The following is an 8,725-nucleotide window of genomic DNA, read 5'->3' as shown; positions in this document are numbered from 1 at the left end:
CCGCGATGCCGAGCGCCTGGCCGACTGCGACCGCCGGGCGCGCGTGTGCCCGCTGGGTGCGGCGGCGCTGGCGGGCACCACCTATCCGCTGGATCCGGCGTACGTGGCCGAGCAACTGGGCATGTACGGCACCTTCCGCAACAGCATGGATGCCGTGTCCGATCGCGACTTCGTGCTCGAATCGCTGTTCTGCGGGGCGACCATCATGGCCCACCTGTCGCGGCTGTGCGAGGAAATCATCATCTGGGCCAACCCGGCCTTCGGCTTCGTGCGGCTTCCCGATGCCTACGCCACGGGTTCGTCCATCATGCCGCAGAAGAAGAACCCCGACGTGGCCGAGATCATGCGCGGCAAGACGGGCCGCGTGTACGGCGCGCTGACCGCCATGCTGACCACGGTGAAGGGCCTGCCCATGACCTACAACCGCGACATGCAGGAGGACAAGGAACCGTTCCTCGACTGCGACCGCACCGTGTCGGCGTCGCTGGAGATCATGGCAGGCATGCTGCGCGAACTGGGCTTCAACGAAGGCCGCATGCGCGCGGCCCTGCGCGCGGGCTTCCTGAACGCCACCGAACTTGCCGACTACCTTGTGGGCAAGGGCATTCCCTTCCGCGAGGCGCATCACCTGACCGGGGCCGCCGTGGCCCTGGCGGAAGAACGGTCCATCACGCTGGAAGAACTGTCCCTGGCCGACCTGCAGGGCATCTGCGACCGCATCGGCGACGACGTGTACGCCGTGCTGGATCCGGCAGCGGCGGTGGCCCGGCGCGAAATGCCCGGAGGCACCGGGCCCGCCTCCGTGGCGGCGCAGCTTGCTGAGCTGACGGAGTGGCTGGAAAAGTAGCGCCGGCAGGGTCGACGAAGCGCACCTGAAACATACCCGAAAGCGGGCCGCCTTCCGGCAGGGGGGCGGCCCGACGCAAATGGTCCGCCAGGCCTGCGCCGCGGCGGAGCGCACAAGGAATCCGATGCTACGCAACAAGAAGCTCATTCCCGCACTGCTGCTGGCCGTGCTGTTCAGCTGGGCGCTGTACAACCTGCTTTCCGTCGCCGGCCTGCTGCCCGGCACCGGCCAGGTGATGGAGCAGGGGGATGACGGGTCGGCCCTGTTGCCCGCCGGACTCATGGCCGAAGTGACGGCCCTGAACACGGCGGACGAGACTGCGTCGGACAACGAATGGATGGCCATGGTCACCCAGGCCGCCAGCGGCAGGTACTACAAGGATGCGCGCGACAAGGCGCTGACCCTGGCCGCCTCGCGCGCGCTGGAGGCGGGCAAGTTTGCCGTGGCCATCACCGCCGCCGAAGTGATGTACCACCCCGAACCGCGCGAGGACGTGTTGCAGGCGGTGGTGCGCGAGGCAGCCAAGACCCGCGCCACCATCAAGTATTCCGTGCGTGCGGCCCGCAACCTGTCGAAGCTCGACCAGCGGCGTGCGGCCTACGCCCATATCGTGCAGGCCTGGGCGGATCTGGCCAGTGGCGGACAGTCCGGCCCTTCCGGTGGCACGGTCCCCGGAAACGGCAGCGCGCCCGCCGTGCCCGCCGCGCCCGGTGCCGCAGCATTGACCGTCGGTCCCGCGGAAGCTGGGCAATAGCGCGGCCCTGCTGATGGGGTTGCGGATATAGGATTCATGTAGCAGGGGCGTGATCAGGCGTTTTCAGGCGGAATTGCGACAGATTCTACTTGACCGCCCGAAAAACTCCGACTAATTCTCCAATCATGTCGGTCGATGCTCCGGGTGTGCCGTGCGTCGGGATCGGCATGGGCTTGTGGCAAGAGTTTCGGCGAGTCGATAGGCATCCCACCTACAGAGTTTCTGCCCGATCTTTCGCACGAGCGAACCCCCTCATTTTCCCTGCAAGGAGTTTTCCTGATGTCCAAGTCTCTGTATGTGGGCAACCTGCCTTTCTCCGCCTCTGAAGACGAAATCCGCGACCTGTTCTCCCAGCACGGTCAGGTGCTCAGCGTGAAGCTGATCTCCGACCGCGAAACCGGCCGCCCCCGCGGCTTCGGCTTCGTCGAAATGGAAGCCGCCGACGCCAACAGCGCCGTGGAAGCCCTGAACGGCTACTCCTTCGGTGGCCGCGCCCTGAAGGTCAACGAAGCCCAGCCCCGCGCTCCCCGTCCGCCCCGCTGGTAGTTTCGGTGCGGCAGCACCTGTCGTGAGCGCCCCGTGCGCCACGTGCCGGTGACCACGCGGATACGCAGCAATCACAAGGCCCGCCAGCCGGATGTCCGGTCAGGCGGGCCTTTTTTGCGTGCGGAGCGTTGCGGTGGCAAGGGTTGCCGCGGATGGGAAAAAGTGCGCGGCCCTGTCCCGCATGCAGCGGGGATACGTGGGGCCCCCGTGAGGGGGGGCGTCAGCGGGGTTGCACCGCCTCGGGCCCGAGAATGCGTTGCAGGGTGCCGTCCGCGCGCATCCGCCCGATTTCGGCGTTGATTTCAGCCAGGCGCCCGGCCAGTGGCGAGTTGCGGGAAAAGGCCATGTACAGCGGGTAGCTGCGCACCGGGCGTTTCGCCTTGCCCACGGCGGAACGCAAATCCTGCTGGCTGTTCAGGTACGATTCGGCAACCAGGTCGTTGCTCAGGCACAGGTCCACGCGGCCACTGCGCAACTTGGCGAAGTTGCTTTCGTCCGACGGTGAATATTCCACGACCAGGTCCAGCCGTTTCACCGCGGCCAGGAATGCCGGTGCATACGTGTACCCCTGCACCAGGCCGATGCGGTAGGGGCGCAAGTCTTCGTACTGCTGCCAGGCAAATCCGTCATGGGCGGGGCTGGCGTAATAGAAGGACTGGTGCGCCACGGCCACCGGCACGGAAAACGCCATGGACGCATCGCGTTCGGGTGCGTGGGCCAGCATGCTCACCCCGTCGGCAGCGCCGTCCTCGGTCATGCGCAGTGCGCGGTTCCAGGGCAGCAATCGCTGCCGCACGGGAAGGGACAGCCTGCGGAACAGTTCTTCGGCAAGGGCGGTGGCCGTGCCGCCCACGCTGCCGTCGGCAAGCTCCACGACGTAGGGCGGATACACGGTGTTCACCATCAGGAAGGCGCCGTTGCGGGCGTCGTCGGCGGGTGATGCGGCGCCGCCGCTGGCCAGCGCGGTGGAGGGGGACGGCACGGTCGGCAAGGCCAGCGCGAACAGGACTGCCATGACAGCCAGGGCTGGCCGGATTGGCAGGAATGGCGGGAAGCGCAGGCCCGCCAGCAAGGGGGGCATGAAATGGGCAAGCCCGTACGGCAGGGCGCATCCGGGGCGGGGGCGCCGTGACTGGCGGTGGCAACGTGTTGGGGATGATGACATGACGGACCTGTTGGCGAACTGTGCGGTGTATCCGGGCCGGTCGGACAACCGGGCTGGCAAGGGGCGCGCCATCCTGTGGTATCGGCGGGCCGATGGCGTCACTAGCGGCGTGTCATAGCAGATGCGCCGCAAATGACAATGCCCTCCCGGGGGCGGTTTTTTTCGTGTGCCGCCTCGTTTGGCGTCTGTGCAACATGCCGTGGATATGGGAGGTGTCGTTTCTCTATAATGCCGGTCCGCCGTTGTGCCGGGTGCTCGGGCCGGTCAGGGTTCCGGCGCGCGGGCAATGAAAAAGGCCCCGGAAAAGGGGGCTTGGGCTCGTGGCGGAAGCGTGTAGAACACGCTGGTGGTTGAGCTTTGGCTGGCGATGACGGAGGGGTGTCGGCCTGAGACTGTCAATTGCATGCGAATCCATTCAGAAGGGCCGTAGAAACAGGTCGCGCTGCTGGCCTTCCAGAGGTCGGTCAGGTTCACGAACTTGTCGTCGGTGCAGCGGATGCCGAAGCCGTTGAACACGAGGGCGGGGTGCAGGTGGGCATGGTTCACGAATGTGCCACGCGACCAAGGGGTGGGAGTAGTTTGGACGCTGAACTAATCTGCTATTGCTTTGGCTACACTGCAGCCGACATCAAGGCAGATGTCATCCGAAACGGCAGATCGACGATCCTTGAACGTATTGTCCGCGAGAAGCAGGGTGGGATATGCCGATGTGCCGAGACAAACCCTTCCAGCAGGTGATGCCTTGGAGATGTCCGCCGGGTCGTGGACAGTGTCCTTGGTAAGCCGGAAGCCTTCGTCGGACTGAAGAGCCGGTAATCTGTCCCGAACAATGACGATGGCGACGGCCAATCCCTGCGCCGCCCTTGAATGGGTGACGTGTGTGGAGACGGGCCGTCGTTGCTCGTTGCTCGACGCGCCGCAAGGCGGAAGGCCGGGCGAGGGCCACCCTGCTCACGAGGATGGCCGGAGGGCGGTGACTACGCCGCGACCATCTGCGCGGCGGCTTGCTTGATCGAGAGTGGCGGGGATTCCTCCGCCGGGGACATGGTACCTGCCATGAAGGCCTCCACGACGAACGTCCCCAACCGATCCCGTCTGGAGATGTCCGCCCCCACGACGGTGTCGACTGTGGAGAATCGGGCGCGGTACTGCTCCATATGGTCGGTGATCTCGTCTGGGCGCAGAGGGGGGGCAATAAATTCATTAATGCTGGTGTGGTAATAAAAGACAGGGGCAATGGTGCGTGATACGGGAGTGCAGCTCGTGTTTGATTGGTGCGTTATGGTGAAAACTTATACCAGAGATGTGTATTTATGCGCGTGCAGTTCAGTGTCATCTTTCTTCTTCTTGCGCTCAGCCTTGTGATCGCGCGGGATGCCATTGCCGATGCCGCCCCATATGTTGTTGGGGTGGCGTACATGCATGGTGAAGAGCGCAGGATTCCTGAATTGGAAGCCTTTGTTGGCGAGGCGTATAGGCGAATCGGAATGAATGTTGCGTTCAAATATTCACCACCAATGCGAGATATTTCCCTTGCGAATGACGGTGAAATTGATGCCAGTGCTGTGAGAACAAGGCACGCTGTGGCAAAATATCAAAATCTTCTTGTCGTCCCTGAGCCTTTGTTTAATTCATTGTATGCGATATTTTTTGTGAATGAAAAATTTGATGAATATAATATTGATGATTTTAAATCATTACGCGTTGCCTGCGTGCGTGGCGAAATCATTTCCGCGTCGATACTTGAAAGTTTTGGAATGAATCCATTGTTTGTTCCTGGGTTAGAGCATGGAATAAAAATGCTAAAATCTGGTCGTGCAGATGCAGTGTTTACTGCAGAATCAGTTATGAAAGGTTTTTTTAAGGATGAATCTTCATCTGGTATACGCAAGGGCCGGTTTGGCGTTGTAGTTAAGTCGTACCATGTTGTTAATGCAAGGCACAAGGATTTGATTGTTCCGCTTGCTGCTGCATTTCGAGAAATGATTAGAGACGGCACCGCACGGCAACTGGTAGGGGCGTTCAGCGACTTCATCCCATCGCCTTATGAGCGCGACCATTAAGGGGTTCCCACGCGATTAGCGCAGGCTGGGCGCTCTCGCTTGCAGGGGGGCGTATCGAAGAGGCTGGGCAATGACATGTACGCTTGCCTCTGCCTTTCCCCGCTTGCTCACCGTCATCGTGATAGATCAAGCTCCTCGTGCCGGTTGATTGTGCTGGGTGACCTCCACGAACAAGCGGCGGGAGAGAGCTTCCCTTCATAGTGCACCGTGATGTCCGTCTGATCTGCGCGACCGGTGTGGCCGACGACTTCCTTTGTGGCCGACGACCTCCTTGACCCCTCACTGGCAAGCTTCTGCTCCTTGCCGCATGTGCTCTGTGTGTGCCGGAAAGAGTGGAGGCGCAGGCCGCAATGTTCGTTCTTGCCGCCTCCGAACGGCAGGGGGCCACCATCGGAACTCCCCGAGGTTGCCCGTGAAGTGCTGCGAAGCGATCTGTTCGTGGTCGGTCGCCCCGGCGATCTTCGCGTGCGGCATGCCTCGAGGAAGGCCGCCCCCCGCTCGTCTTCCGGCGCGGCCTCGTAACCCTCGTGCCGCAGCAGGCGGCGGTGGTGCCTTGGTCCCCTTCGTGAAGTTCAGGGTCTCAAGCTCCTCATGGGCGTCGGACAGAAGGAACCCCGCTTGGTCGCGCTCTGCCTCGAGGTCTTCGAGATGCTGGCGGCGGGTCAGGCGGCGCTCGTAGGTGGCTTGCAGAGCCTCGGTAAGCCACTCCTCCATGATCTGCCGCAGATGGCTGTCCGCGAGGGTGGAAAGCGGCGCGCCCGTCACGGTGGCGGTGGTGGGGGCGCTGCGTCTGGCCGATGGCGGCGGGGCGTGATCTTCGTGGTCTGGGAGGGCGGAAGGCTGGGCGTGGGGCGGGACATCGCCACAGGAAGGGCGGGGTGATGCCGGGGCTTTAAAACGAGGCATGGCGCGGAGTCCGTTGTGTATCCCAAATGTGGATGCTGACAAGCGGAACACCGCGCCATCGTTATGTTTTTAAGCCATTTCAGCGGCTTTTGATGGCTGGCGGAAGCGTATAGGAGTCGAACCTACCATGGACATCTCTGCCCACCACCGGTTTTGAAGACCGGGCGCCACACCGGTGACGAAACGCTTCCGCAGGGGTTCGGCGTATCTAGCAGAATCGGTGTGGCACGGCAAGACGGGATGCGTGCCCGTGTCATGGCCGGATGGGGGTGGCGGAGCCGCGGAAACGCGGGGAGCGTGGGCTGCAGGGTCGAACCGGCTTCCGGTGCCCGGCTTCCGATGGCAGCGAACGGCAGGGCTCGAGAGCCGGATTGCGCGCCGGATCGAGGGGGGGAATCGGGATACCTTGCCCGGCGACACGAAAAGACAGGGAAAGTGCGTCCCCGCGCATTGTCAAATAGTTCCCGACGACTTAAAAAGGAGAAATCGTCCGCATGACGGACGTTCACTTCCGCACGGAGGCCAGACTTGAACCAGTTTTCGCGCAATCTGATTCTCTGGGCGATCATCTCGTTGCTGATGGTCGTCCTGTTCAACATGTTCAATCAGCCACAGGGGACGCAGGCGCGTCTTACCTATACGGAATTCCTCCAGAAGGTCGAGCGCGGCGAGGTGCTGCGCGTGACCATCCAGGGCCAGAAGCTGACGGGTGAAAGCTCCGAGGGCAAGGCGTTCCAGACCTATGCCCCGCACGATCCCGAACTGGTTACCCGCCTCATTTCCCAGAAGGTCGAGGTGAAGGCGGAACCGCAGGAAGAAGCCCCCTGGTACATGACCCTGCTGGTTTCCTGGTTCCCCATGCTGCTGCTGATAGGCGTGTGGATATTCTTCATGCGCCAGATGCAGGGCGGGGGAGGCAAGGCCATGTCGTTCGGGCGTTCGCGCGCTCGCATGATCACCCCGGAATCGGCCCGCGTCACCTTCGAGGACGTGGCGGGCGTGGACGAAGCCAAGGAAGAACTGAGCGAAGTGGTGGAGTTCCTGTCCAACCCGCGCAAGTTCACCCGCCTTGGCGGGCGCATTCCCAAGGGCGTACTGCTGGTCGGCCCTCCCGGCACCGGCAAGACCCTGCTGGCCCGTGCCGTGGCGGGCGAGGCGGGCGTGCCGTTCTTTTCCATTTCCGGCTCCGACTTCGTGGAAATGTTCGTGGGCGTGGGCGCATCGCGCGTGCGCGACCTGTTCATGCAGGGCAAGAAAAACGCCCCCTGTCTTATCTTCATCGATGAAATCGACGCCGTTGGCCGTCAGCGCGGCGCAGGTCTGGGCGGCGGGCACGACGAGCGCGAGCAGACCCTGAACCAGTTGCTGGTGGAAATGGACGGCTTCGAATCCAACGAGGGCGTCATCCTCATCGCCGCCACCAACCGTCCCGACGTGCTGGACCCGGCGCTGCTGCGCCCCGGCCGTTTCGACCGCCAGGTGGTGGTGCCCACCCCCGACGTGCGCGGCCGCAAACGCATCCTTGAAGTGCACACCCGCCGCACGCCACTGGCCACCGGCGTGGAACTGGACATCATCGCCAAGGGTACGCCCGGCTTTTCCGGTGCGGACCTGGAAAACCTCGTCAACGAGGCCGCCTTGCAGGCCGCCAAGGTTGGCAAGGACACCGTGGACATGGGCGATTTCGAGTACGCCAAGGACAAGGTGCTGATGGGCAAGGAACGCCGCAGCCTCATCCTGAGCGACGAGGAAAAGCGCATCACCGCCTACCACGAGGCGGGCCACGCCCTGGCCGCCAAGCTGCTGCCCGGCTCCGACCCGGTGCACAAGGTAAGCATCATTCCGCGTGGTCGCGCCCTCGGCATCACCATGCAGTTGCCGGAAGGCGACCGCCACGGCTACTCGCGTTCGTACCTGCTGAGCAACCTGGTGTTGCTGCTGGGTGGCCGCGTGGCCGAAGAGGTGGTGTTCAACGACATCACAACCGGCGCGGGCAACGACATCGAACGCGCCACCAAGATGGCCCGCAAGATGGTCTGCGAATGGGGCATGAGCGAGGCCATTGGCCCCATGAACATCGGCGAGCAGGGCGAAGAGGTGTTCATTGGCCGCGAATGGGCTCATTCCCGCAATTTCAGCGAGGAAACGGCCCGGTTGGTGGACGCCGAAGTCAAGCGCATCATCGAGGAGGCCCGGCAGCGCTGCCGTACCCTGCTCGAAGGGAACATCGACTCGCTGCATGCCATCGCCGGTGCCCTGCTGGAGCGTGAAACCATCAGCGGCGACGACATCGACGTGCTGATGCGCGGTGAACAGCTGCCGCCGGAAAAGCCCAACAACCGTAGCGGCGCCCCCCGCGCGGGGGAGCAGCCCGCGTCCGGTGGAAACGCCGGGGCGCCTTCAACCTCCGGCGCGCAGCCCGGTCCCGTTTCGGCGGGCGCGGC

General features: G+C 63.4%; 9 protein-coding genes, 1 tRNA gene and 1 pseudogene. 7 read left to right on the top strand and 4 right to left on the bottom strand.

Annotation, left to right across the window (positions count from 1 at the left end; all coding sequences use genetic code 11):
• From argH to FVW20_RS01430, 3 genes are all read left to right on the top strand, one after another.
• Positions 1–847 (top strand): argininosuccinate lyase (gene argH, locus FVW20_RS01440; RefSeq protein ID WP_196607980.1); only part of this gene is annotated, 847 nt, incomplete at its 5' end.
• Between the two features lie 124 nt (positions 848–971).
• Entirely contained in the window at positions 972–1,601 is a 630-nt protein-coding gene (locus FVW20_RS01435; protein ID WP_196607979.1) for a hypothetical protein, read from the top strand.
• Positions 1,602–1,880: 279 nt separating this feature from the next.
• Positions 1,881–2,147: an RNA recognition motif domain-containing protein gene (locus tag FVW20_RS01430; RefSeq protein WP_012611219.1), complete on the top strand. Its 267-nt coding sequence runs from the start codon at positions 1,881–1,883 to the stop codon at positions 2,145–2,147.
• 220 nt (positions 2,148–2,367) lie between these two features.
• Here the strand turns inward: FVW20_RS01430 and FVW20_RS01425 are convergent, their stop codons facing one another.
• Both FVW20_RS01425 and FVW20_RS01420 read right to left on the bottom strand, forming a co-directional pair.
• Positions 2,368–3,162 carry a substrate-binding periplasmic protein gene (locus tag FVW20_RS01425; RefSeq protein WP_196607978.1) on the bottom strand — a complete coding sequence of 265 codons (795 nt, stop codon included), beginning with the start codon at positions 3,160–3,162 and terminating at the stop codon, positions 2,368–2,370.
• 414 nt (positions 3,163–3,576) lie between these two features.
• Complete coding sequence (locus FVW20_RS01420) at positions 3,577–3,858, bottom strand: hypothetical protein (RefSeq protein ID WP_196607977.1); 282 nt, start codon at positions 3,856–3,858, stop codon at positions 3,577–3,579.
• Here FVW20_RS01420 and FVW20_RS19535 point away from each other — a divergent pair.
• Positions 3,850–4,047 (top strand): annotated as a pseudogene (locus FVW20_RS19535) (bacterioferritin-associated ferredoxin); the annotation flags it as partial. The gene FVW20_RS01420 and the pseudogene FVW20_RS19535 sit on opposite strands and share 9 nt — an antisense overlap.
• 242 nt (positions 4,048–4,289) lie before the next feature.
• Here the strand turns inward: FVW20_RS19535 and FVW20_RS01415 are convergent.
• A complete protein-coding gene (locus tag FVW20_RS01415; RefSeq protein ID WP_196607976.1) occupies positions 4,290–4,469 on the bottom strand; it encodes a hypothetical protein in 180 nt (59 codons plus the stop codon).
• Positions 4,470–4,625: 156 nt separating this feature from the next.
• Here FVW20_RS01415 and FVW20_RS01410 point away from each other — a divergent pair, with 156 nt between their 5' ends.
• Positions 4,626–5,375 carry a substrate-binding periplasmic protein gene (locus tag FVW20_RS01410; protein ID WP_196607975.1) on the top strand — a complete coding sequence of 250 codons (750 nt, stop codon included), beginning with the start codon at positions 4,626–4,628 and terminating at the stop codon, positions 5,373–5,375.
• 679 nt (positions 5,376–6,054) lie between these two features.
• A complete protein-coding gene (locus tag FVW20_RS19955) occupies positions 6,055–6,189 on the top strand; it encodes a hypothetical protein (protein ID WP_269145796.1) in 135 nt (44 codons plus the stop codon).
• Positions 6,190–6,378: 189 nt separating this feature from the next.
• Here FVW20_RS19955 and FVW20_RS01405 read toward each other — a convergent pair.
• Positions 6,379–6,472, bottom strand: a tRNA-Sec gene (locus FVW20_RS01405).
• 337 nt (positions 6,473–6,809) lie between these two features.
• Here FVW20_RS01405 and ftsH point away from each other — a divergent pair.
• A partial coding sequence (gene ftsH, locus FVW20_RS01400) for an ATP-dependent zinc metalloprotease FtsH (RefSeq protein ID WP_231038768.1) occupies positions 6,810–8,725 on the top strand: 1,916 nt, incomplete at its 3' end.

It is taken from the genome of Nitratidesulfovibrio oxamicus (assembly GCF_015731765.1).
Taxonomy (GTDB): domain Bacteria; phylum Desulfobacterota; class Desulfovibrionia; order Desulfovibrionales; family Desulfovibrionaceae; genus Cupidesulfovibrio; species Cupidesulfovibrio oxamicus.
This window is presented reverse-complemented; position numbering and strand designations above follow the sequence as displayed.

What these genes read in the sequence shown, in the direction of transcription:
- FVW20_RS01430 (WP_012611219.1), top strand. Translation starts at nt 1,881, where the DNA reads ATGTCCAAGTCTCTGTATGTGGGCAACCTGCCTTTCTCCGCCTCTGAA.
- FVW20_RS01425 (WP_196607978.1), bottom strand. Translation starts at nt 3,162, where the DNA reads ATGGCAGTCCTGTTCGCGCTGGCCTTGCCGACCGTGCCGTCCCCCTCC.
- FVW20_RS01435 (WP_196607979.1), top strand. Translation starts at nt 972, where the DNA reads ATGCTACGCAACAAGAAGCTCATTCCCGCACTGCTGCTGGCCGTGCTG.
- FVW20_RS01410 (WP_196607975.1), top strand. Translation starts at nt 4,626, where the DNA reads ATGCGCGTGCAGTTCAGTGTCATCTTTCTTCTTCTTGCGCTCAGCCTT.
- FVW20_RS01415 (WP_196607976.1), bottom strand. Translation starts at nt 4,469, where the DNA reads ATGGAGCAGTACCGCGCCCGATTCTCCACAGTCGACACCGTCGTGGGG.